Source organism: Paraburkholderia sp. J11-2, from assembly GCF_905220185.1.
GTDB lineage: Bacteria > Pseudomonadota > Gammaproteobacteria > Burkholderiales > Burkholderiaceae > Paraburkholderia.
This window is the reverse complement of the sequence record NZ_CAJMYY010000006.1, coordinates 135,878-158,538: the sequence shown is the minus strand read 5'-3', so window position 1 is coordinate 158,538 and position 22,661 is coordinate 135,878. Positions and strand designations below refer to the sequence as shown.

The window sequence follows — 22,661 nt, the reverse complement described above, 5'->3', positions numbered from 1 at the left end:
TCAACCATCACGCAATGGAGATTGAAATGACACTCAATGGCAAACGCGCTCTGGTCACCGGAGCAAGCCGCGGTATCGGTGCTGCAATCGCAAAGGCACTAGCGGCCGCGGGCGCAGATGTGGCGATCACCTATGAAAAGTCGGCAGAGCAGGCCGCGCGCGTTGTAAAGGCGATCGAGGCGGAAGGCCGGCGCGGTGTCGCCATCCAGGCGGATAGCGCCAATGCGTCGGCAGTCCAGGCGTCCGTGCAGAAGACCGTCGAAGCATTAGGTGGGCTCGATATCCTCGTGAACAACGCCGGTATTCTTCGGATGGGCGATGTCAAGGATATTTCCCTCGAAGACATCGACGCGACGCTCAACGTCAATGTGCGCGCGCCTATCGTGGCCGCGAAGGCCGCAATCCCCCACCTGGGGGCGGGAGGGCGGATTATTTCAATCGGCAGTTACTTCGCCGACCGGGTCCCGGCCTCGCTGCTCGGCGTATACGCGAGTTCCAAGTCCGCGCTTGTTGCGTTCACCCAGGGGCTGGCGAGAGAACTGGGCCCGCAAGGCATTACCGCAAATCTCGTCCAGCCCGGCTCCATCAATACCGACATGAACCCGGTGGAAGGTCCGTTCGGACCGACGCTGAAATCGCTGACGGCTACCGGCGACTACGGCAAGGGCGAAGACATTGCGCAAGCCGTGGTCTTCCTCGCGAGCGCCAACGCCAGTTACGTGACGGGCGCCACGCTCACCGTTGACGGCGGCGCCAACGCTTGAGCGGCCACACAGGCTTCGGTATGGGCGGCATGCGTGCAACGGGTCTTCAAGCTCGAAAGCGCATGCCGCACAGACGCACGAGATGCCGGTGTTGCCGGCATCGTGTCACGCATGGCGTCACGCCACGCTGGCCGCCTCGGCCGACTCCTCAAACGGCAAGCGCGCGAATGCGTCCATGTGGTGATCGGCGTCGCCGAACAGCTGCCCCGCGGCCATCAGGAACTTGAAGTAGTCGCCGACCACGAGTTCCGCCGTCACGCCAATGCCGCCATGCAGCTGGATCGCGTGCTGGCCCACGAAGCGCCCCGCCTTCGCGACGATCACTTTCGCCGCCGAGATCATCTTGCGCCGTTCCGATGGCGCCGATTCCATCGCCGCGGCCGCAAGGTGCGCCATCGAGAGTGCAAGCTCCTTCTGCACCAGCATTTCCGCAAGACGGTGACGCAGCGCCTGGAATGCCGCGAGCGGTTGTCCGAACTGTTTGCGAGTGCGCAGATACTCGGCCGTCGCCTCGATCAGCTTGTCCATCGCGCCCACTGAAGCCGCGCACAGCGCCGCGATGCCGCGATCGAGCCCAGCCTGCAGCATCTCGACGCCCGCGCGCGGGTCGCCGAGGACATCTCCGGGCACGACGAACACCGACTCGAACGTGACTTCGGCTGCGCTCTGGCCGTCCACGGTCGGATACGTGCGAACCGTCACGCCCGCCGCGCTGGCCCGTACGACGAACAGCGTGACGGCCTCCACCGCCGCATTCCATGCGGGAACGATGAAAGCATCCGCCACGCCGCCATGCCAGACGTGGAGCTTGCAACCGTCGAGCCGGTAGCCGCCCTCCACGGCCGAAGCCCTGGTTTGCGGAGCATCGAAACCGTAGCGCGCGTTGCGCTCCTGCCAGGCCGGCGTGACGATCTTGCTGCCGTCGGCGAGTGCGGGCAGCCAGGCCTCCTTCATCGCATCGCCGCCGTATTGCGCGAAGAGATCCGCGCTCACCACGCTGCTCGCGATGATCGGCTCCAGCAGCAGCGCGCGACCGGCCTCGTACTGCACGACAAAGGTGTCGGTCGCCTTGCCGTCGAAGCCGCCGTAGGCCTCCGGTATGGTCAACCCGAGCACGCCGAACTCGGCGTACGAGCGCCACGCGTCCCGGCAAAAGCTGTCGTGCTCTCGCGCGATCTTGCGACGATGCTCGACGGTATAGCGGCTTTCGACAAAGCGTCGCAGGCTATCGGACAGCTGGCGCTGTTCTTCGGTATAGGAAAAGTCCATGTGGATGCCTCACTGTTCGAGGATCGCCTTCGCGATGATCTCTCGTTGCACTTCATTCGTGCCGCCATAAATGGTCGGCTTGCGCATTTCCAGATAGCTGCTTGCCGCCCCCGGGCCGTGGAGCGTCGAGGGCGTCCAGCCGTCAAAGTCGCCCGTGAGCCACGCGGGCGCATACGGCCACGCGTCGGGGCCCATGACGTCGAGCTGAAGCGCCGAAATCTCCTGCTGAAGTTCCGAGCCGCGAATCTTGAGGATCGAAGCCTCCGGCCCCGCAGTCCGGCTGCGCGCCTCGGTGGCGACGCGCAACAGCAGCATCTCGAGCGCCATGATTTCCATTTCGATTCGCGCAATTTTTTCCCGCACGCGGATATCGGAAATCAACGGCTCGCCGCCCTGCTGCACCCGGCTCGCAAACGCTTTCAGCAAGCCAAGCTCGCGACGGCAATTGCCAAGACCCGCAATCGCGGTGCGCTCATGGCCGAGCAGATATTTCGCGTAGGTCCAGCCAGCGTTCTCTTCGCCAACCAGGTTTTCGAGCGGCACCTTGACGTCGTCGAACCAGACCTCGTTGACGTCGCTTGCCCCTTCTAACGTCGTGATCGGGCGCACGGTAATGCCCGGTGTGTTCATGTCGATCAGCAGCAGCGAAATTCCGGACTGCGGCTTGGCCTGCGGATCGGTTCGCACCAGACAGAAAATCCAGTTCGCGTGCTGCGCAAACGAAGTCCAGGTCTTCTGGCCGTTGACGACATAGTGGTCGCCCGAGCGGACCGCCCGCGTTTTCAGCGAGGCCAGGTCCGAACCCGCGCCGGGCTCCGAGTAGCCCTGGCACCACCAGTCGTCGCACGAAACGATGCGCGGCAAAAAGCGCTTCTGTTGCGCCTCGTTGCCGAACTTGATCAAAACAGGGCCGATCATGCTCAGGCCGAACGGCAACTGCCGCGGCGCTCCCGCAATCGCGCATTCCACTTCGAACAGGTGCCGCTGCAACGTCGTCCATCCGGTGCCCCCAAGCGACGTTGGCCAGCCCGGCGCGCCCCAGCCGCGCTGATGCAGGATTTTCTGCCACTGCACCTGCTCGTCGCGCCCGAGATGATGGTGCCCCAGCACCTTGTTGCGAAGCGAATCCGGCAAGTTTGCTCGGACAAAACGTCTGACCTCGTCGCGAAACGCAAGGTCTTCCGCCGAATAATTCAGTCTCATTTGCACTCCTCTTTTCATTGCGCGCCGACACTCGACACTTGCGCTCGCTTGTCGGGCGGCCTGCCTTGCGCTAGCGCGCGTTTTTCGGCGCGCGCACTGGGATCTCGTTGCGCGGGTCCTGGTTCAGAATGAGATCCCACAGCGACTGCCCGACCGGATTCTGCCGCTCTTCATAGAGGTGGCCGATCAACCCTGCCGCGCGCCCCACGAGCATGAAGCCGCGCGCCAGCAGCGGATCGAGGCCCATGTCGCCGATGATCGCGCCGATCGCACCGACCGCGTTGATCGGCAGCGACTTGCCCAGCTCCTCGCGGAACACGCTTTCGATGGCGTACATGAGCCGCCAGTGCTTGCCGAAGAAGCCGTTCTCGCGCGACACCGCAGCAAGCGTCGGCACACGCGGGTCGCCGTTCACGTGGATCGGATGTCCCACGCCATAGATCGGCTGCTTCTTTTCCTTTGCCCGCTGCACGGTTGCGCGTGCGCACTCGAGAATCGCCTCGTCGCTCGCATTGTCGGCCAGATGCCTCGCCGCTTCGATCAGCAGTTCGGCTGAATTCTGCGTAGTGCCGAGAAACACGCTGCCCGCGCCGAGCAGGCCTGCCGCAACAGCCGCCTGCATCGCCTCGGGCGCACCGAGGTAGGTCAGGCGTGCGCTCATCGCGCTAGGCGTGAGGCCGTGGTCACAAGCGGTCACGAGGATGAGATTGATCATCCGCTTCTCCTCTACGCTCGGCACGCGGTTCAGGATCGTCAGCATCATCGTGTCGACGAAGTCCATCGTCGGGAGAATCTCGTTCGACAGGTCGCGTCCGCGCACGGTGATCTTGTCGATCGTGGTGTAGCCAATTTCCGTCTTGATCATGATGCGTTCCGTATTCAATTGGCGGCCGGCCGCCTGCCGACCATCATCTTCACCTGGCACTCGCACACGGCGTCGCCGTGCTGGTTGATGGCCACGCGGCGAAATTCGACGATCCCATGCGCAGGGTTCGACGTTTCGCGCCGTCCTGTCACTTCGATCCGCGCCTTGATGGTGTCGCCGATCAGCGTGGGCTTAGGGAAGCGATAGCTCACCTCCAGCATGCCGATGAGCGAGGGCTCGAGCAGCTGGTTGACGATCGTGCGCGTATTGAGCCCGGACATGATCGAGGCGACCAGCATGCCGTGCGCGATACGCTTGCCCCATGAAGTGCCTGCCGCATACTCGGCGTCCACGTGCACGCGGTTATAGTCGGCGCTCAGCGCGGCGAAGCTCACGACATCCGCTTCTGTCACGGTCCGGCTCGATGTCTCGAACTGCAGGCCCGGCTCCATGTCTTCCCAGTAGTAGCGCATGGCGCCAAGCGAGCCGGGATGCACGCTGTTCATCGTTGTCATCGCGGCTCCTCAGGTGATCGCCGACATGCCGAGCACTTCGCGGCCCACGATGAGCGTCTGCACTTCGGCTGTTCCTTCCGGAATGACACCGCCGCTCGTGTCGCGGAAAATCCGCTCGAGCGGGTACTCGGTCGAGTAGCCGAGACCACCGTGCACGGCGATCGCGATGCGCGCAACTTCGTGCGCCGCCTCCGCCGCGTAGAGCTTCGCGATCGAACACTCGACTCGCGACGGCAGCCCTTTTTGCAGCGAGACCGCCGCCTTGTAGCCGAGCGCGCGCGCCGCTTCGGTGCGAACCATCATGTCGACGATATGCTTCTGCACGAGCTGGAATTGCCCGATGGGCTTGCCGAACTGCTTGCGTGTTTTCGCGTATTCGATCGACAGATCGAGCGCCGCCTGTGCCGCGCCGACCGCACCCATGGCGATATTCATGCGGCCGTAGTTGAGGCCGATCGCCATCGACTTGAGCGCGCTTCCTTCGTCGCCTAGCCTGTTTTCCTTTGGAATGCGAACATTTTCCAGAAAGAGTTCGGACGTACCGGAAGCCTTGAGCACCATCTTGTCGACCAGGCGCGCGTCGATCGGGGTGACCGACTTGTCGAGCAGGAACAGCGTGTGGCCGCCGTCCGACGTCGCGCTGTATGTCCGCGCGAGCACGATGACGTAGTCGGCCGCGACGCCGTTGGTGATCCAGAGCTTGCTGCCGTTGAGCAGGTAGTGGTCACCCTTGTCTTGCGCCCGCGTTTCGACGCCGGCCGGGTTCGAGCCGTGATTCGGCTCGCTGAACGCCACGCACACGGCCTTTTGCGAAGCGAGAACGGGCTCGAGAAAGCGGGTCTTCTGTTCCGGCGTGCCGTATTCGCTCACGAGCCGCAGGAACACGTTCGTGATGTTGACGATCGTGCGCAACGAGCCCCAGAAGTAACCGGCCTCCTCCAGCATCATCGCCCACGTGACGAAGTCGAGGCCCATTCCGCCCGCCTCTTCCGGCAACAATCCGCCGATATAGCCAAACTGGCTGACGCCTGCAAGGAGGTCGAGCGGGATGCCGCGCGCTTTCTCGCACGCGTCGATCCTCGGCGCCACTTCCTTGCGCATGTAACGGCGAATGCTGTCACGCAGCGTGATCTGATCCGCGTCGAATTCGAAGTCCATCGGTAGTCATCCTGTTCAATAGCTTGATGCGCGCGTGGCGTATCACGAAGAGAAGCGTCCGCCTGTCACGTACAGCGTGACGCCGGTGATGTAGCGTGCACGCTCGGAGGCCATGAACGCGGTGGCCGAGGCGATATCGTCGGGCGCGCCGAGGAAGCCGACGGGATTCTTTGCGACCGCCGTATCGCGCAGCGTTTCGTAGGTCGGGTTGGCGCGCATCAATTCGGTTTCAACGAAGCCCGGTGCAATGGCGTTCACCGTGATGCCGAATTTGGCCTGCTCGAGCGAGAGCGCCCGCGTGAAGCCGACCAGCCCGAGCTTGGCCGTGCTGTAGTTTGTCTGCCCAGGATTGCCGAACACAGAGCGTGACGAGATATTGACGATACGCCCCCACTTGCGCGCCATCATGCCTGGCAACACGGCGCGGCTGCAGTGAAACGCGCCCTTGAGGATCGTATCGACGACGGCATCCCACTCGGTCTCGTCCATCTTCGTCAGATAGCGGTCCTTATTGAATCCGGCGTTGTTGACGAGAATATCCACACCGCCGAAGGCTTCGGTGGCGTTCGCGACCATCTTCGCCACCTCGTCCTTGCTGCACACGTCACAGCGCGCCGCGATGGCTTGCGCGCCGCCTGCGTTCAGCGCGGCGGCCACCTGCCCGGCGGCAGCGAGGTCGATATCCGAAACCACGACACGTGCGCCTTCGCGCGCAAACGTGCGCGCGATTTCAGCCCCGATCCCCCGGCCGCTGCCCGTGACGAGCGCCACCTTTCCGGCTAATCCGAGATCCATGTTGTCTGCTCCTCCCTATTTGTCTGCTGCCGGCCGCCGAAACTCGATGGCGGGCTCGTTTTGTCGTCGCGAATGCGAACGGGATGACGTCGCGTCGGCGTTGCGCACATGCCGCCCTTGTTCATGCGCCGCGTTGGCGATCCCAGTCGTAGGCGGGCGGTTGGCCTTCGAGAAACGCGGTGACCGCCGCGGTGTGATAAGCAAGGCTGGAAGCGAGGGCCTGAGTCGCCCCCTCCAGTTCGGCGAGCAACGGGTACGGCGATTCGAAACTCATGTTGAGCAAGCGCTTGCTGAACCCCATCGCTTCGCGTGGTCCCGCGACGAATCTGCGCGCAAAAGCGTGGGCTTCCTCGGCGAGTGCTTCGGGGGAGTGAATCGCATGCACGATGCCGAGCTGCTTTGCCTCGTTTGCATCGACCCGGCGCGCGGTCAGGACCAGTTCCTTCGCGACAGCCAGGCCCACGAGGCGCGGCAGGATATAGGCCGCGCCCAGGTCGGGCACGAGCCCCACTCTGGCGAACGACAAGGAAAAGAGCGCCCGCGACGACGCCAGGATGAAGTCCGCAGCCAGCGCGATGGAAAAGCCGGCCCCAATGGCCGCGCCGTCCACCGCGGCAATCACCGGCATTTCGAGGTTGCGCAGCCGCTGCAGCCAGCCGTGCGCGTTCATCACACGACGGCGAATGGCGTCTGGCGGCTGGGCGCGCGCCGCCTTGAGCGACTTAAGATCGCCGCCCGCACAAAAGCTGCCGCCAGAGCCCGTCAAAACCAGTACGCGCACGCCGCTGTCGCCCTCTACGGCGTCGAGCATGTCCGAATAGTCTTCAAGCAACTCCGCCGACAACGCATTGCGGGCCTCGGGGCGCTGATGCGTGAAGACGGCTACGCCGTCGTCGATAACGAGCGTTGCGTGTCGAAGCGGTGTTGGTCGAGCGTTCATAAGGCATCCTGGGCTGCAGCGATACGCGATGAGCCCATTATTGGCGTGCGTCCCGCCGCGCTCCCCACCCGCGAATGGGGGCCCTCCATTGCGAACGCCACGCAGCACGAAACGTGGTGCGCGGCTTGCACGCCGGCCCACCGCAGGCGGGTGGGAACCGCGCAGCCGCTCGCTGCTACGCTCATTGCAGTGGAGGGGCGCGCACTCGACGTGTCTCATCAGTCCGATTACGAAATGAGGGAGACAGACGGTGAAAACCAGAATATCGGAACGGCTCGGCATCCAATATCCGATCGTCCAGGGCGGCATGCAGTGGGTTGGCCGCGCCGAGCTTGCTGCGGCGGTCTCGAATGCCGGCGCCCTCGGCATGGTCACTGCACGCACCCAGCCTTCTCCCGATGCATTGCGTCACGAGATCGACCGGACCCGCGCACTCACCGGCAAGCCATTCGGCGTGAACCTCACGCTCTCGTTCTCAGCCAAAGACGTAACGTACGACGACTGGATTCGCGCGATCATCGACAGCGGCGTCAAAATCGTCGAGACCGCGGGCAATAATCCACGCGCACTGATCGAAGCATTCAAGGAACATGGGATCACGATCATCCACAAGTGCACGTCCATTCGACATGCCCTTTCCGCGGAGCGCTATGGCGCCGATATCGTTTCGATCGACGGGTTCGAGGCAGCCGGCCACCCAGGCGAGGACGACGTGCCGGGACTGGTCCTGCTGCCGCTTGCGGCCGACCGGCTGAAGGCCCCCATCCTCGCGTCTGGCGGCATTTGCGATGGCCGCGGCATCGCGGCCGCGCTGACTCTGGGCGCAGACGGCGTGAATATCGGCACGCGCTTCATGATGACGAAGGAGTCGCCGATCCACGAAAACGTGAAGCAGGCGCTACTGGCGGCAAACGAACGCGACACCATCCTCATCAAGAGAACGTTGAAGCATACGGGCCGTTTCTACCGGAACGCCGTGGCTCAGGAGATCGTCGCGATGGAGCATCGCCCCGGCGGCGCCACCTACGAAGATCTCCAGCACCTGCTGGCCGGCAGCCGGGGGCGCGCGGCCATGGGTTCCGGCGATGTTCACGGCGGCCTGATTTGCGCCAGCCAGGCGATCGCCTTGATTGACGATATTCCGTCCTGCGAGGACCTGGTGTCGCGCATGGTCAGGGAGTGCCGCACCGTACTCGGGGCAGCACACAAGGCGGCGGACATCTTGTCGGATAGCTACGCCTGATCTCTGTCGCGCCGCTAACCTGATACCGGGACTTTCCATGACCGAATCCCCCAGCTATGAGCCGCGCTCAGCCTGGACCATGACGCTTTTGCTGACTGCCCTCGCGCTGATCAATTTTCTCGACAAGATCGTGCTCGGCATGATCGCCGTGCCGCTGGTCGCCGATCTGCATCTGTCGCCGCAGCAGTTCGGCGTGATTGCCGGCAGCTTCTTCTGGCTGTTCTCGGCCTCGACGATTGGTGTCGGCTTTCTCGCCAATCGCGTACGCACCCGCTGGCTGCTGCTCGCCATGGGCATCAGTTGGGCCGTGATGCAGATTCCGCAGGCGCTCACGACCAGCGCTTCGGCCTTGCTCGCGTGCCGCGTGATCCTTGGCGCCGCCGAAGGCCCGTCCTTCCCGACATCGGTCCACGCGCTCTTCAAGTGGTTCCCCGACTCCAAGCGCGGACTGCCGGTGGCCGTCGTCAATCAGGGCGCCGTGCTTGGGCTGCTGGTGGCCGGGCTCGGCATTCCGGCGATCACCCGGATGTGGGGCTGGCGCAGCAATTTCCTGCTGCTCGCGGCAATCGGCGCGGCGTGGAGCGTGCTGTGGCTCTGCTTCGGACGAGAAGGGCCGCTCGACGCACAGCGTCGCGCGGGCCATGCAGCGGCTCAGGGCGAACGCCTTCCGTACCGGCGCATCCTGACCGACCCCTCTGTGCTGTCGATTCTTCTGCTCGGATTTGCGGCTTACTGGTCGCTTGGCCAGGGGATTGCGTGGTTGCCCACCTACCTCGAAAAAGGCCTGGGATTCTCCAGCCTCGCCTCCGGGCGCTGGTTCGCGCTGATCATCGGCACGGCTTCGCCCATCAACATCGGCTTGAGCTGGATGTCGCAAAGGATGGTGGAACGCGGCATCTCCACGCGCCGCGCGCGGGCTCAACTGGTTGCGGGCGCATTTGTTGCGGGCAGCCTGCTTTACGCGGTGTTGTTGCTCGTTGCGCTTTCGCCGGTTCAGAAGGTGATGCTCTACGCGATCGCAGCCGCGTTGCCTACGCTTTGTTTTTCGCTCGCACCGCCCCTGCTCGCCGAAGTCGTGCCCGCAGGGCAGCGCGGCGCACTGGTTGCGATCCAGACCGCCATTTCCAGCCTGGGCGCGGCCATCGCACCCGTGGTCATGGGCCACCTCGTGCAGACGCGCAGCGGCAGCGCAGCACAGGCTTACGAGCTTGGCTTCGCCCTCGGCGCCGTGCTGCTCGTGGTCGCCGCGCTCGTGTCGTTGCGCTGGCTGCATCCCGATCGTTCGAGGCAAGCCCTCGATTCGGTCGCCGTCGCTGCGGCGGTCTGACTCGCCGGCCGCGCACCGCACGCGCCCCTTCTTTGAACGTGTCGATCGCTTGCGGGCGATCGACACGCCTGCACTTCGCGTCCTGTCCTTGCATCCGCGCAAAGCGGCGGCGCATGCCCTCTTTTCTCAAACCACAAGGAAGTACGCCTTGAATACGCTCAAGCAGTTTTATATCGGCGGCGCATGGGTCGAGCCGCTCGACGGCGCGACGCCGTTGCAACGAGTCGACCCCGTGACGGAGGAACCGGCAGGCTATCTCGCCATGGGCGCGAGCGCCGACGCCGATCGCGCCGTCAGTGCGGCACGGGCGGCGTTCCCCGCCTGGTCCGCCACGAGCCGCGAGACACGCATTACGTTGCTCGAGCGCATCGCCGGGATTTATCAGACCCGTCTCGAAGACATGGCACAGGCGGTACGCAAGGAGATCGGCGCGCCCATCACGCTCGCACGCACTCTGCAAGCGCCGCTCGGCCTCGCCCACCTGAACGCGGCCATCGACACGTTGCGCAATTTCGCGTTCAGCACCGACCATGGCAGGAGCGTCGTCGTGCGCGAGCCTATCGGCGTCGCCGCACTGATCACGCCGTGGAACTGGCCGCTGAACCAGATCATGGCCAAGGTCGCGCCCGCCCTCGCCGCGGGCTGCACGGTCGTCCTGAAGCCTTCGGAAATCGCCCCGCTCGACGCGATCATGCTCGCGGAAGTCATGCATGAAGCGGACACGCCGCCCGGGGTCTTCAACATGATCTTCGGCGAAGGGAGCGTCGTTGGTGCGCGGCTCGCCTCGCATCCGTCGGTCGACGTCGTGTCGATTACCGGCTCGACGCGCGCCGGCGTCGAAGTCGCGATCAACGCCGCGCCGACGGTCAAGCGCGTAACACAGGAACTTGGCGGCAAGTCGCCGCTCGTGATTCTCGACGACGCCGATCTCAAGACGGCCGTGGCGACGGGTGTCATGCAATGCATGATGAACGCTGGCCAGACCTGCATCGCGCCGACCCGCATGCTGGTGCCAGCGGGCCTCTACGAGCAGGCTGTCGCGATTGCGGCGGGTGTGGCAAACGCGATTGCGGTCGGCAACCCCGACGACCCGGCAACGAAACTCGGGCCGATCTCGAACCGCTCGCACTACGAAAAAGTCCAGCGCATGATTCAGACCGGCATCGACGAAGGCGCGCGCCTCGTGGCAGGCGGACCCGGCCGCCCGCAGGGCATCGAACGGGGTTTCTTCGCGAAGCCAACCGTGTTCGCGGATGTGCGCAACGACATGCAGATCGCCCGTGAGGAAATCTTCGGGCCGGTTCTCTCGATCATTCCCTACACGAGCGAAGCGCAGGCTATCGAAATCGCAAACGACACCGAATATGGCCTTGCCGCCTACGTCGCATCGGGCGATCCGGCCCGCGCGCAGCGCGTCGCTGCAAGGCTGCGCGCCGGTACGGTGCTGATCAACGGCGCGTCGTTCGACCTTGCTGCGCCATTCGGCGGCTACAAGCGCTCGGGTAACGGGCGCGAGTTCGGCGCAGCCGGTCTCGCGGAATTCCTCGAGTGCAAGTCGATTACGTCGGCGTGACTCATCAGGATCACTGATCATGAAAAACGGGACCTCGCGGTCCCGTTCGTCGTTTCGCCCTTCGCTGCGTCAGCGCATGACGCACGCACCGATCAGAATGTCGACAGCGTCAACTCGTTCTTCACCGCTGTCACGCCAGGCACGCTCTGCGCGATGTCAGCGGCCCGCTCGATCTGTGCCTGTTCCGGCACCCATCCTTGTAGTGTGACGGCGCCATTGTTCACCCGCACCGTCACGCCGCTGGCACGGAGTCCCTTTGCCTTGCCGAGCGCAGTCAGCACGCGCTTTCGCAATGCCCTGTCTGCGGCCTTCGCCTGCACCGGCGTAGACGCGCCCGCCGACGCAACGACAGCCGGCGCGGCGCCACTGCTCTGCGCGTGAGCGTGAAGCGACGCGGCGACGATCAACGCACCCACGACGCACCCGCCAATTCGATGGAATTTCATGTAGGTCTCTTCTTGTGGTTGGCTCTGGAATTTCCCCCGCCGCGCAAAGCGGCAGAAGTCCTCACTTGCCCGAATCAGAAACGATGGGTCATGCCGAGCACGACGAGCGTCTGATTCGTGCCTGCAGTCGTCACCGAAATGCCCGGCCAGCTCATCGTCGCCTGGCCATTGTTCTTCAGGTAGCCCGCGCGCATATACAGCGACGTGCGCTTGGAGAGACTGTGGTCCGCGCCGATCTGGACGCCGATCGTGTTGTCGTGCACGCCGCGCACGTCGCGCTCGATTCCGGCAATCTCGATGGTGTCGGCCGCGCTCGCCTGGATCGTCGCGCCAAACTCGATGATGCTGTTCGACCTGGCCGTTCCCAGCAGCGCGACCAAAGAATGCGCAGCGGGGTCTTTCGGTTTGCTGTACGAATAGTTGAACTGCAGATTCACAATGCCGATGCGGTAGCCGAGCGCGCCGAGGAAGTGCTCGGTACCGACGAGGTTCAGCGCGGCAGGCAGGCCTGGCACGGTCTCCGTGCCCGGATGCTGGAACTGATACCCGATGGCGGCGTAGAGCCCATAGCCCGAATAGGTCGCGGCCAGATCGAGCGTGTTGCCAATGCTCTCAGGCACAGGCTGCGTGACCGTCGCGGCCAGCCCGTACATGCCGTAGAACTGGAATCCTCCGACATTTGGCGACTTGTAGAGCACTGAGTTGCTCGTGCGCCCGGTCGGGGACTGCGTCGAAAGCGTGTTGCGGTCGACCGCCAGCACCGCTGCGGACAGCGGAGAAAGGATCTCGTTGGCGCGGAACGGATCGGTCGGATAGACGGCCCAGAACGTCGGCTGATACTGGCGGCCGAAAGTGAGCGAACCATATTTGTCAGCGGCGAGGCCGACCCACGCCTGCCGGTAGAACAACGCGGTCGAGTCCGCGAAGAAAGTACCGTTGTTGACGTTGAAACCATTCTCGAGATCGAATACGGCCTTCACGCCGTTGCCGAGATCCTCGTTGCCCTTCAGGCCCACCATCGATCCCGTGTTGCCGCCGCTGCGCATCGAATACGAATGCTTGCCGCCGTTGTCGAGGTACTGGTAAAACGTGTCCGCCACGCCATACAGCGTGACGCTCGACTGCGCCGCCGCACTGCCTGCCACCAGGGCCAGCGTAACGCCGCAAATGCCTTTGCCCTTGCTGAAACCTCGCATGCATGTCTCCTCTTTATGTTTGCCGCATCGAATGGAATCGGGTAAAGCGGACGCCTCCGGCGCGCCCCTTTTACGGCGCACCGGCCCCGTCTGACAGCAGTGTTTCAGGGAGCACTCGGCAAAAACCTACCTGATGTGAGGGGGCTGGAATACCCGCGGGACGCGACCGTTGCACGGATCGCCAACCCTGTCGGCGCGGCGCTGGCCGCCCGAGCCAGCTTTTCTGACACGATTTCCTCCGCCCCAGCGCCAAGGGCAGGCCAAGCGCTCGACGCCGCCCCCCCAAAAAGCGGTGGTGTTTGCGCACCGCTAGCCGGCCTATTCTCGGAAACGGCGGCGCCGATTATTCGGGCCGGTCACGCAGGCGCTCCGCCGCTCGCAACGACCGTCCGCAAGGCCCGTCCCGCCGCGTTCGCACGCCCGCCCCGGGACCTCGCACGCGACCCGCGCCTTCACCCAGGCCGCGCGAAGCCTGGTCTTCAAAGCTGTCCGGATATGCTAGATTTGCTTTCTCAGAATGACCCGCGCCGCGACGACCGGCGCCCCTCGCGCATGCCTGAGAGTCCACCTGGCGCCTGGTCTGCCGCAAACGACGCGCCGCTCAAATCCGTCATCGACACGAAGCTCGTGCCGCCGCGTATCGTGCGCGGTGTCGTCACGCGCGAGTCGATGCTCAAAAGGCTGACCGAAGCGCGCCGTCAGCGCTGCTTCGTGCTTCAGGGGCCCGCCGGCTACGGCAAGACGACCACGCTCGCCGCCTGGTGCCGCTCGCTCATGCCGCTCGGCTACGACGTGGCATGGCTGTCTCTCGCGCCGGAGGACGACAGCCTGCCTGTCTGGCTGCGCTATGTGACGAAGAGCATCGCTGCTGTCTCGCCCACGATGACGCTCGAAGCGGAAGAACTCGAAGAAACGGGCGACAGCGAAGCCGCGGCGGAACGTGCCGTCATCGCGCTCGTGCGCGGTATCGCGCGGCATAAACGCGAACTCGTGCTCGTGCTCGACGATCTTCACTACGTGAAGGACCGCGCGATACACACTGCATTGCAGTGGTTGCTGGAATACGCGCCGGACAACCTGCATCTCGTCCTGGCCTCCCGCTCGTCCGTGCCCGTTTCGCTCGACCGCCTGCGTGTCGAAGCCCAGGTCGTCGAATTCGGCCCCGCCGATCTGCGATTTTCAGAAGAAGAGTCCGTGCTCTTTCTCAACCGGCAACTCGGCTCGATTGACGACGCGAGCGCGCGGCACCTGCACGAACTGACCGACGGCTGGGCCGCGGGGCTCCAGTTGTTTTCCGTCGCGTGGAAGCGTCGGCGCCGCGGTGCACCGAAGCCCGGCGCCACGAGCAAGTTCTTCCACAACCAGTTGCGCGACACGCGCGCATTCGCCCAGTACTTCGACGAGGAAGTGCTCGACCGTCTCGCCCCCCAGGATCTGGGTCTTCTGATTCGCGCCAGCGCCTGCAACCGCTTTTGTGCCTCGCTGTGCGCCGCGTTGCTCCACGAAACGAATGCGGGCGCAAACGTCAACGAAACCCTCGAGCGCCTGGAAGCCGACAACCTGTTCGTATCGACGGTCGATCGCAGCGAATGGGAAACGTGGTACGCGCTGCACCCACTGCTGCGCGACTCGCTGACCGAGCGCTTCAACGGCTGGGACGAAGCCGCGCGGCACGAAGTCCACGCGAAGGCGTCCCAGTGGTTCCACGAGCACGGCCACCTCGACGAAGCGATTCGCCACGCGCTGAGCGCCGGCGAGCCAGCGCGTGCCGCAGCCATGCTCGAGCAATGCGCGCAGACTTTGTTCCTCTGCGGCGACCGCGCGAAATTGATGCGCCTGATGCGCGAATTGCCAGCCGAGTACGTGCAGGCCAGTCTGCCGCTGCGCACGTGGATGGCGCACGTGCAAATCTACTGGCGGGAATTCGACGCGTGCGCCGCCACGCTCGACGCGCTGGACGCCGCGCTGCCGCCCGGCAATGCGCGGGCGCGATTCTCGGCGACCGTGCTGCGCGCCGGGCTCGAAATACATCGCGACGACGTACACGCAGTGCAGGCGCTCGAAGCAGCGCTCAAGGCGATGCCGGAGTCCGCTGAAAAGGTCATCGCAACGATGGCGCGGCACGTGTTCACGTGGCTCTATTTGCAACGTGGCGAATATCAACGCGCCCGCGATGTGCAGTTCGATACACCCGTGGCAACGGTCGAAGGTGCGCCGCTCATAGGCAGCATCGCCGGCTCACTGTTCGGACGCTGCTTCGTAGGCCTGACCTATGCATACGAAGGCGACTTCGCGCAGGCCGAACCCATCTACCGCTCCGTGCTGCGCGACGCGGAACTCAGGGGGAAAGCCTGTTACGAGTCGGCAAACCTCGCTGCCGCGCTGCTTGGCGAAATACTCGTCGAACGCAACGAATATCGAGCCGCGCGCGACCTGCTCGAACAGCGCGTGGATATGCTCGAACGCGTTTCGCTTCCCGATGCCGTGTTGCGCGTCATGATGACGCTCGCCGCCGCGCACTGGGGAAGCGGCCACCGGCTCGACGCGCTTGGCTATCTGGAACGGCTCGAAGAATACGCCACCCAACTCGGACTCGATCGTCTGATCGCGCACAGCCTGGCCGCTCAGGCCAGTTGCCGGCTCGCAATTGGCGAATCCAACGCGGCACTGGCGGCGCTCGAGCGCCTCGGCGCGCTCGAGGCGGCCCACCATGGCAACGCACATCCTGCGTTCAGCGAAATTCATTTCGTCGCGCAAAACGCGAAGATTCAACGGTGCCTCACGACGGGCGACCTCGAACACGCCACGCAGCAGCTCGCCCCGCTAATCGACTATTGCAAAACGCACGGCCGCCAGCGCGAACTGGTCAGCCTGTTGATGCAGCGCGCCGTCACGCTCGCGAGACTGGGAAGGCACCCCGCCGCGCGTGTCGACACGCTGGACGCGCTGCAACGCGGCCACCGTCTGGGGCTCTACCGCACGCTGATCGAAGCGGCGCCCGACGCGCTGGCCCTGATCGTCGCCGTGAATCAGGAAAGCGCGGACGATCCCGTCGTGGCGTTCTATGTCGAGCGGCTGGAAGCGCGAGCCGCGCAAGGCGCGACGCGCGAGCAACCCGTGCCCAACGCAAGCGCGCAGTCGTCGAGCATCGCGAAGCTGAGCCAGCGCGAGACGGATGTCGTGCGCCTGCTCGCAGAAGGCTTCACGGCCAAGAAGATCGCTCGCACGCTCGGCCTCTCGCCCGAAACGGTGAAATGGCACCTCGCGAACATCTACGGCAAGCTCGGCGTTTGCGGGCGGGACGAGGCGCTCGACCGCATTCGCGATATTCAGTGGGGTTCAGGGCCCGGTCTCGTGCGCGCGAAGCCGCAAGAGTGACCCGGCGAAGCTGACACCCCGACTTGCGCGCTGCCGGTGATACGGCTCCGGCTACGGCGTCCTCCGAAAGCGCAAACCCATCCGGCCGCCGCGCGGCCGACAACGCCTCCCTCCCGCAACAACCACTCGCACCCGCACGCGCGCCAAAGCCCCCTGTTTTTCGGGTGGGCCCAGCGCACGCAGGGCGATGGTCTACTTGTTCATCGCCCTACGGGGCGCAACGGCGCCTCACTCAATCGTGCGTTGCGGCACGCTCAACGTTGCGGAAGCTGAATGGACACTAGTTACGACTACATCGTGATCGGCGGCGGCTCGGCTGGCTGCGCGATCGCTGGCCGCCTCGCACAAGGCTCGACGCACACGGTTGCACTGCTGGAAGCCGGTACGCACGACCACCATCCGAAAGTCACCACGCCGCTCGGCTTCGCGTTGACGGCGCCGAAGCGCGGGCCATTCAATTACGGCTTCCGCACACCGCCGCAGCCGCATTTCGACGGCCGCCAGGTGCGCGTGCCGCGGGGCCGGGGCCTCGGCGGCAGTTCGTCGATCAATGCCATGGTGTATGTCCGCGGCAATGCCGCCGACTACGACTCGTGGGCCGCGCAAGGCTGCAGCGGATGGGCGTGGCAAGACGTGCTGCCCTACTTCAAGCGGGCCGAATGCAACGAGCGCCTAGCCGGCCATAGCGAAGACGAGCTGCATGGCGGCGCGGGCCCGCTGTCGGTGGTCGACCTGCGCTCGCCGGGGCCATTCTCGCGCTACTTCATCGAAGCGGCGCTCGCGGCTGGGCACCCCTACAACTCCGATTTCAACGGCGCGACGCAACTGGGCGCTGGCTATTACCAGGTCACGCAGCGCGACGGCGAACGCTGGAACGCGGCGCGCGCGTATCTTCATCGCGGCGAAACCAGCAACACCGCAACCGGAAACAGCCGCTGGCCAAACCTGAACGTGCTGATCGATACGCAGGTCATGCGTGTTCTGGTCGAGGACGGTCGCGCGACGGGTGTCATCATCTTGCGCGACGGTCAGGAAGTGCGGCTCACGGCACGCCGCGAAGTAGTGCTGAGCGCGGGATCGATCGGCACACCTCAACTGCTGATGGCCTCCGGCATCGGGCCTGCGGCGCATCTTCGGGAACTCGGCATCGATGTGGTTCGCGACGCGCCTGCCGTCGGGCAGAATCTCCAGGAACACGCCGACGTGCTGCTCGTGCAACGCAACGTGCCGAGCCGCGATCTGCTCGGTGTTTCGCTTCGCGGCGGCCTGCGTATGTGGCAGGAGTTCAGGCGTTACCGTCGAGAACGATCAGGCATGCTAACGAGCAATGTCGCCGAAGCGGGTGGCTTCTTCAAGAGTCGTCCCGACTTGGCGGAGCCCGATCTGCAGGTCCACTTTGCCAACGCAGCCATCACCGTGCCGATGAAATTCGGCCATGGCTACTCCGCACACGTCTGCCTGCTGCGCCCTCATAGCCGCGGCCAGGTGACGCTGCGCTCGGGCGACTGCCGCGAGGCGCCGGTGATCGACCTGAACATGCTCACCGACGAGCGCGACATGGATACGCTCGTGCGCGGCGTGCGTCTGCTCAAAGAGATTCTCGATCAGCCCGCGCTGCGGCGCTTTGGCGGCGATCCGGTCGACGCCTGGCTGCATGCAAACGACAGCGGCGACGAGGCAATCCGCGCGCTGATCCGTTCGCGCGCCGAGACCGCATTCCATCCCGTCGGCACGTGCCGGATGGGCAACGATCCGGAATCCGTGGTCGATACGCAGTTGCGCGTGCGCGGCGTGGCGGGTTTGCGCGTCGTCGACGCGTCGATCATGCCGACGCTCGTGAGCGGCAACACGAACGCGCCCACCATCATGATCGCGGAGAAAGCCGCCGATCTGATGCTCGGCAAAGCGCCGCCAGTCGCCGCGAACGTCAACGCACTCGCGCAAGCCGCGCTAACCCTCCCCGATCCGGAGCATTTTTGATGACCACGCTGCTTACGTCGGGCTCGCTCGCAACGCCCGCGCGCGCCGACACATTGTCCTGTTCCGTACCGGAGGGCTTCGAACCGCTGCGCGTGTCGACGGGCTTTATTCCCTCCTGCGGCGGATTTTTTCTGCACCGCGAGCGGCCGGTTCTGGCGGTGCGGGTGCAGCCTGAACACCTCAACGTGCTCGGCATCGCCCACGGCGGATTCCTCGCGACGTTCGCCGACACGGCGTTCGGCGCCATTATTCGCCGCGAGACAAACTGCATGGCGACGCCGACCGTTCACCTCGGCGTCGACTACATCGCTGCGGTACGGCCCGGCACCTGGCTCGAAGCGCACGTTACCCTGGTGAAGGCAGGCAGACGGCTCACGAACGCCACATGTGTCGCGACCGCCAATGGCCGCACCATCTTGCACGCGAACGGCGTCTTCTATATGGGCGCGCCGCATCAGGCGGCGCTGGCTTCTACAGACGCCTGATACCACCGCGCGAAAAGCACAGACACACAGGAGACGGGTCGCCCATGCCGCACTACCTGGCGCAATTGCGACCGCGAGCGCTCTGTGCCCCCTGGCATGCCTAACTGGCAGCGCACCGTCAACTCATTCAACCCAGCGGAAGGCGCGTCGCGACCGCTCGCTGCCTCCTCGCTCCATGCCTCGCGATACCGACATGCAAACCCTCTCCAACGCCCCGCAATCCGACTGCGCGCCCGATACGCTCCCGCGCGGTGCGGCAACTGCAGCCACCCTTCTCGCCCACCAGAAAGCGCTTGCTGAATTGCCGCACGAAGATGGCCTCGATGAAGCAGAAGCCACACGCGGCTTCATCGGGACGATACCCGACGCCGAAGTGCGTGACGCCTATGGCCGCCTCGTCTGGAGTCTTGCCGACTACGGCTTTCTCGACGCGACGGATGCGCCGTCGACAGCGCATCCATCGCTTTGGCGGCAAGCGAGACTGAACCGGTATCACGGCCTGTTCGAAGTGACCTCGCGCATCTACCAGGTGCGCGGCTTCGATCTTGCGAACATGACGATCATCGAAGGCGACACGGGCCTGATCATTATCGACCCGCTCACCTGCAAGGAAACCGCGCACGCCGCGCTCGACCTCTACCTCGCACACCGTCCCGCAAAGCCCGTCGTCGCCGTCATTTACAGTCACAGTCATACGGACCACTTCGGCGGCGTGAAGGGCGTCGTCGACGAGGCGGATGTGAAGGCCGGCAAGGTGGCCATCATCGCGCCAGATGGCTTCATGGAAGAGACCGTCTCCGAACAGATCATGGTCGGCACGGCGATGGCGCGACGCGCCCAGTTCCAGTTCGGCCATACGCTGGCGAAAAGCGCCTGCTGCCAGATCGATTCGGGCCTCGGCAAGAACATCCCGCGGGGGACACTCACGCTCATCGCACCGACGATGTTGATCCGCGAGCAAAGCGAGACACATGTGGTCGACGGCGTGGAGATCGTTTTTCAGCTGACGCCGGAGAGCGAAGCGCCCGCGGAGATGCACTTCTTCTTTCCGCAGTTTCGCGCGCTGAATCTCGCGGAAAACGGCACACGCACGCTGCATAATCTCTGCCCGCTTCGCGGCGCACAGGTGCGCAATGCAAAGCTCTGGTCGCACTATCTGGCCCAGGCGCTCGAACGCTATGCTCCGCAGGCCGACGTCGTGTTCGCCCAGCACCACTGGCCGACCTGGGGCAACGCACGCTTGAGCGCGTTCATCGAGCAGCAGCGCGACCTGTACAAGTACCTGCACGATCAGACGGTGCGCCTGATGAATCATGGCTTCACCGCGTCTGAAATCGCGGAGCATATGCGCTTGCCCGACAGCCTCGCCGCGCAGTGGCACGCGCATGGCTATTACGGCACCGTCTCGCACAACGTCAAGGCGATTTACCAGCACTACCTGAGCTGGTATGACGGCAATCCGAGCAACCTCAATTCGCTGCCGCCCGAAATGGCCAGTGCGCGTTACGTCGAATACATGGGCGGCGCCGATGCGATGCTGGAACGGGCGCGCCGCGACTTCGAGCGCGGAGAGTATCGCTGGGTGGCGCAGGTCATGAATCATCTCGTGTTCGCGCAGCCAACGTTACGCGAAGCGCGGGAGCTTGGCGCGGCAGCGCTCGAACAAATGGGCTTTCAGGCGGAATCCGCGACATGGCGCAACGCCTTTCTGCTCGGCGCGCGCGAATTGCGTGAAGGGAACCCGCGCGACAAGGCCTATGGTTCGCGAAGCGCCGACATGGTTCGCGCGATGACCGACGCGATGTTCTTCGACTATCTGGCGATCCGCCTGGACGGGTTGAAGGTGCAGACGATGCATGCCCGCATCGACTGGCATTTCACGGACACGGGCCGGCGCTATACGCTGAACGTTCAGCACGGAGCACTGACCTGTTCAGGCGCGACCTCGACCGATACGCGCCAGGTGCAGGCTCAAGTGTCGATGTCGCGGCAAACGCTCGACCGCATCCTGCTGGGAGAGACGAATTTCGCCGAAGCGATCGGGCAAGGCCAACTGACGATCAACGGCGACGCCAGCGTGTTTCATTCGCTTCTTGGATCGCTGGACACGTTTAGCGGGCAGTTCAATGTTGTCGAGCCTTGATTCGCTTTCGTGCGAGTTCTGGCCGATATGGGGCGCTGCGGAGTTCAGGAATTAACTCCGCGGTTTGACAATCAATTTTTGTCGCATTGAAGTGCACAGCGCGCCCTGATCTTCGCTCGAAGCCGTCCAAGGCAATTCAGATGCCGTCGTCAGGTTGCCGTCCATCCGTGTCTTCCGAAGGGAGGCGCCGTGTGCATCCCGGTACGAGCCACCGGGACATGCGCTGTCGCCGCAAGGCGGTCTGGTATGATTAGTTAACAATTCCCATCGGTGATTATGGGGACCAAGCGATTGGAATTGTAATAATAGATTCGTAAACTACATTGACCAACAACGTGCCGCCGGAATTGCCTTCGAGTGGTATTGCACATAGCCATTTCGATGTCATGTCGCTCCCTCCCAGCCGCCAATTGCTTGCCTGGCGGGAAAGGGTCAGCCACGTCATCGACGTTCTCCCCTCCCGATCCGATGTCAAGATGCCATTCCGCGCATCCATTGACCGATACGGCGTCGGCGACGACCTTTCATTCACCGACTGCCGCTCCGAGACGATGATTCTCGAGCGCTCACTGGCGCGTATCTCGACCGACAACAAGCGAGATTTCATGTTCCATGTTTTTCTGGAAGGAGACGTGGACAACGTGACGGCACGCCCATCTGCGCGCACTGGAGCGGCCACTCGAGCAACGTTCCTCGCGCTTGACCTGGGCCAACCGGTGCGAATGCGCAGAAATACCTGTCATGTGCTCTCGTTTTTCGTGCCGGGCACGCTCACGGCGAAGATCTTTCCCGATCCCGAGGCTGTCCACGGACGGATGATGCGCAATGAAACGCCCTTCACCCAACTGGTCGTCGAGCACGCAGCCACGCTAAGCAGGGAAATCCCGTTCATGGACCCGAGCGCAGCGAGAAGTGCCATTCTTGCTGGCGCCGAACTTCTGGTCACCGCCTTTGGCAAAGACGCTGGATTAACCGGAAACGCGAGATCGGCAGTGCGGGCGGCGATGTTTGGTCGTGTGCGCAGGTACATTCAGGCGAATCTTCGCAGCGACGCACTGTCCCCCGAAAGCGTGGTGCAAGCATTGCAGCTTGCACGACCGAGCGTGTACCGACTGTTCCAGCACGAGGGTGGACTGAACGCTTATATCCGGCACCTTCGACTGAAGCAGGCGGCAGAGGAACTCGCCCGCTGCCAGCATCTTTCGGTGACGGAAATCGCTTTTGGGCTCGGCTTTACCAGTTCCTCCGACTTCACGCGCGCTTTTCGACGCGCTTTTGACATGGCTCCGCGCGATTTTCGGGAGGCTTCCCTGAACAAAGCGGCTTGAGCATGCCGGTCAAGTCGAACGCCAGTTCCACCTGCTGCTGCTTCCCCGCTTTC

The 22,661-nt window shown here is 64.1% G+C and carries 18 protein-coding genes; 9 read left to right on the top strand and 9 right to left on the bottom strand.

The window, feature by feature from the left end:
* Positions 1-26 precede the first annotated feature (26 nt).
* Positions 27-764: an SDR family oxidoreductase gene (locus tag U5A57_RS10715; protein ID WP_321910647.1), complete on the top strand. Its 738-nt coding sequence runs from the start codon at positions 27-29 to the stop codon at positions 762-764.
* 117 nt (positions 765-881) lie between these two features.
* On the opposite strand, the gene U5A57_RS10710 is transcribed toward U5A57_RS10715, so the two are convergent.
* The 7 genes from U5A57_RS10710 to U5A57_RS10680 all read right to left on the bottom strand — a co-directional run bounded on the left by U5A57_RS10710 (position 882) and on the right by U5A57_RS10680 (position 7,509).
* Positions 882-2,033: an acyl-CoA dehydrogenase gene (locus U5A57_RS10710; RefSeq protein ID WP_321910645.1), complete on the bottom strand. Its 1,152-nt coding sequence runs from the start codon at positions 2,031-2,033 to the stop codon at positions 882-884.
* Between the two features lie 9 nt (positions 2,034-2,042).
* Positions 2,043-3,236 (bottom strand): acyl-CoA dehydrogenase family protein, encoded by a 1,194-nt coding sequence (locus U5A57_RS10705; RefSeq protein ID WP_321910643.1) that lies wholly within the window; start codon positions 3,234-3,236, stop codon positions 2,043-2,045.
* A gap of 70 nt (positions 3,237-3,306) precedes the next feature.
* Positions 3,307-4,101 (bottom strand): citryl-CoA lyase, encoded by a 795-nt coding sequence (locus tag U5A57_RS10700; protein ID WP_321910640.1) that lies wholly within the window; start codon positions 4,099-4,101, stop codon positions 3,307-3,309.
* A gap of 14 nt (positions 4,102-4,115) precedes the next feature.
* The gene (locus U5A57_RS10695; RefSeq protein WP_321910639.1) at positions 4,116-4,616 is read right to left on the bottom strand and encodes a MaoC/PaaZ C-terminal domain-containing protein; all 501 of its coding nucleotides are present in this window, start codon (positions 4,614-4,616) and stop codon (positions 4,116-4,118) included.
* Positions 4,617-4,625: 9 nt separating this feature from the next.
* Positions 4,626-5,774, bottom strand: a complete 1,149-nt coding sequence (locus tag U5A57_RS10690) for an acyl-CoA dehydrogenase family protein (protein ID WP_321910637.1) — start codon at positions 5,772-5,774, stop codon at positions 4,626-4,628.
* Between the two features lie 42 nt (positions 5,775-5,816).
* A complete protein-coding gene (locus U5A57_RS10685; RefSeq protein ID WP_321910635.1) occupies positions 5,817-6,569 on the bottom strand; it encodes a 3-oxoacyl-ACP reductase FabG in 753 nt (250 codons plus the stop codon).
* A gap of 121 nt (positions 6,570-6,690) precedes the next feature.
* Positions 6,691-7,509: an enoyl-CoA hydratase/isomerase family protein gene (locus U5A57_RS10680; protein WP_321910634.1), complete on the bottom strand. Its 819-nt coding sequence runs from the start codon at positions 7,507-7,509 to the stop codon at positions 6,691-6,693.
* 250 nt (positions 7,510-7,759) lie between these two features.
* On the opposite strand from U5A57_RS10680, the gene U5A57_RS10675 reads away from it, so the two are divergent.
* The 3 genes from U5A57_RS10675 (at position 7,760) to U5A57_RS10665 (ending at position 11,652) form a co-directional block, all read left to right on the top strand.
* Complete coding sequence (locus tag U5A57_RS10675; protein WP_321910633.1) at positions 7,760-8,752, top strand: nitronate monooxygenase; 993 nt, start codon at positions 7,760-7,762, stop codon at positions 8,750-8,752.
* A gap of 37 nt (positions 8,753-8,789) precedes the next feature.
* On the top strand, positions 8,790-10,079 hold the full coding sequence (locus tag U5A57_RS10670) for an MFS transporter (protein ID WP_321910632.1): 1,290 nt from the start codon (positions 8,790-8,792) through the stop codon (positions 10,077-10,079).
* Positions 10,080-10,227: 148 nt separating this feature from the next.
* A complete protein-coding gene (locus U5A57_RS10665; RefSeq protein WP_321910631.1) occupies positions 10,228-11,652 on the top strand; it encodes an aldehyde dehydrogenase family protein in 1,425 nt (474 codons plus the stop codon).
* Between the two features lie 92 nt (positions 11,653-11,744).
* Here the strand turns inward: U5A57_RS10665 and U5A57_RS10660 are convergent, their stop codons facing one another.
* A complete protein-coding gene (locus U5A57_RS10660) occupies positions 11,745-12,098 on the bottom strand; it encodes a BON domain-containing protein (protein ID WP_321910630.1) in 354 nt (117 codons plus the stop codon).
* A 74-nt stretch (positions 12,099-12,172) separates the two neighbouring features.
* The gene (locus U5A57_RS10655) at positions 12,173-13,294 is read right to left on the bottom strand and encodes a porin (RefSeq protein ID WP_321910629.1); all 1,122 of its coding nucleotides are present in this window, start codon (positions 13,292-13,294) and stop codon (positions 12,173-12,175) included.
* 552 nt (positions 13,295-13,846) lie between these two features.
* Between U5A57_RS10655 and U5A57_RS10650 the strand changes: the two genes are divergently transcribed.
* The 5 genes from U5A57_RS10650 to U5A57_RS10630 all read left to right on the top strand — a co-directional run bounded on the left by U5A57_RS10650 (position 13,847) and on the right by U5A57_RS10630 (position 22,608).
* Positions 13,847-16,672, top strand: a complete 2,826-nt coding sequence (locus tag U5A57_RS10650) for a LuxR C-terminal-related transcriptional regulator (RefSeq protein ID WP_321910628.1) — start codon at positions 13,847-13,849, stop codon at positions 16,670-16,672.
* Positions 16,673-16,945: 273 nt separating this feature from the next.
* Positions 16,946-18,652 carry a GMC family oxidoreductase gene (locus U5A57_RS10645; protein WP_321910627.1) on the top strand — a complete coding sequence of 569 codons (1,707 nt, stop codon included), beginning with the start codon at positions 16,946-16,948 and terminating at the stop codon, positions 18,650-18,652.
* The gene (locus tag U5A57_RS10640; RefSeq protein ID WP_321910625.1) at positions 18,652-19,137 is read left to right on the top strand and encodes a PaaI family thioesterase; all 486 of its coding nucleotides are present in this window, start codon (positions 18,652-18,654) and stop codon (positions 19,135-19,137) included. Before U5A57_RS10645 ends, U5A57_RS10640 begins: the two co-directional genes overlap by 1 nt.
* The gene (locus tag U5A57_RS10635; protein ID WP_321910623.1) at positions 19,055-21,280 is read left to right on the top strand and encodes an alkyl/aryl-sulfatase; all 2,226 of its coding nucleotides are present in this window, start codon (positions 19,055-19,057) and stop codon (positions 21,278-21,280) included. The genes U5A57_RS10640 and U5A57_RS10635 overlap by 83 nt, the downstream gene beginning before the upstream one ends.
* 323 nt (positions 21,281-21,603) lie before the next feature.
* Positions 21,604-22,608, top strand: a complete 1,005-nt coding sequence (locus U5A57_RS10630) for an AraC family transcriptional regulator (protein WP_321910621.1) — start codon at positions 21,604-21,606, stop codon at positions 22,606-22,608.
* Positions 22,609-22,661: the final 53 nt, after the last annotated feature.

What these genes read in the sequence shown, in the direction of transcription:
- U5A57_RS10715 (WP_321910647.1), top strand. Translation starts at nt 27, where the DNA reads ATGACACTCAATGGCAAACGCGCTCTGGTCACCGGAGCAAGCCGCGGT.
- U5A57_RS10710 (WP_321910645.1), bottom strand. Translation starts at nt 2,033, where the DNA reads ATGGACTTTTCCTATACCGAAGAACAGCGCCAGCTGTCCGATAGCCTG.
- U5A57_RS10705 (WP_321910643.1), bottom strand. Translation starts at nt 3,236, where the DNA reads ATGAGACTGAATTATTCGGCGGAAGACCTTGCGTTTCGCGACGAGGTC.
- U5A57_RS10700 (WP_321910640.1), bottom strand. Translation starts at nt 4,101, where the DNA reads ATGATCAAGACGGAAATTGGCTACACCACGATCGACAAGATCACCGTG.
- U5A57_RS10695 (WP_321910639.1), bottom strand. Translation starts at nt 4,616, where the DNA reads ATGACAACGATGAACAGCGTGCATCCCGGCTCGCTTGGCGCCATGCGC.
- U5A57_RS10690 (WP_321910637.1), bottom strand. Translation starts at nt 5,774, where the DNA reads ATGGACTTCGAATTCGACGCGGATCAGATCACGCTGCGTGACAGCATT.
- U5A57_RS10685 (WP_321910635.1), bottom strand. Translation starts at nt 6,569, where the DNA reads ATGGATCTCGGATTAGCCGGAAAGGTGGCGCTCGTCACGGGCAGCGGC.
- U5A57_RS10680 (WP_321910634.1), bottom strand. Translation starts at nt 7,509, where the DNA reads ATGAACGCTCGACCAACACCGCTTCGACACGCAACGCTCGTTATCGAC.
- U5A57_RS10670 (WP_321910632.1), top strand. Translation starts at nt 8,790, where the DNA reads ATGACCGAATCCCCCAGCTATGAGCCGCGCTCAGCCTGGACCATGACG.
- U5A57_RS10660 (WP_321910630.1), bottom strand. Translation starts at nt 12,098, where the DNA reads ATGAAATTCCATCGAATTGGCGGGTGCGTCGTGGGTGCGTTGATCGTC.
- U5A57_RS10655 (WP_321910629.1), bottom strand. Translation starts at nt 13,294, where the DNA reads ATGCGAGGTTTCAGCAAGGGCAAAGGCATTTGCGGCGTTACGCTGGCC.
- U5A57_RS10650 (WP_321910628.1), top strand. Translation starts at nt 13,847, where the DNA reads ATGCCTGAGAGTCCACCTGGCGCCTGGTCTGCCGCAAACGACGCGCCG.
- U5A57_RS10645 (WP_321910627.1), top strand. Translation starts at nt 16,946, where the DNA reads ATGGACACTAGTTACGACTACATCGTGATCGGCGGCGGCTCGGCTGGC.
- U5A57_RS10640 (WP_321910625.1), top strand. Translation starts at nt 18,652, where the DNA reads ATGACCACGCTGCTTACGTCGGGCTCGCTCGCAACGCCCGCGCGCGCC.
- U5A57_RS10635 (WP_321910623.1), top strand. Translation starts at nt 19,055, where the DNA reads ATGGCCGCACCATCTTGCACGCGAACGGCGTCTTCTATATGGGCGCGC.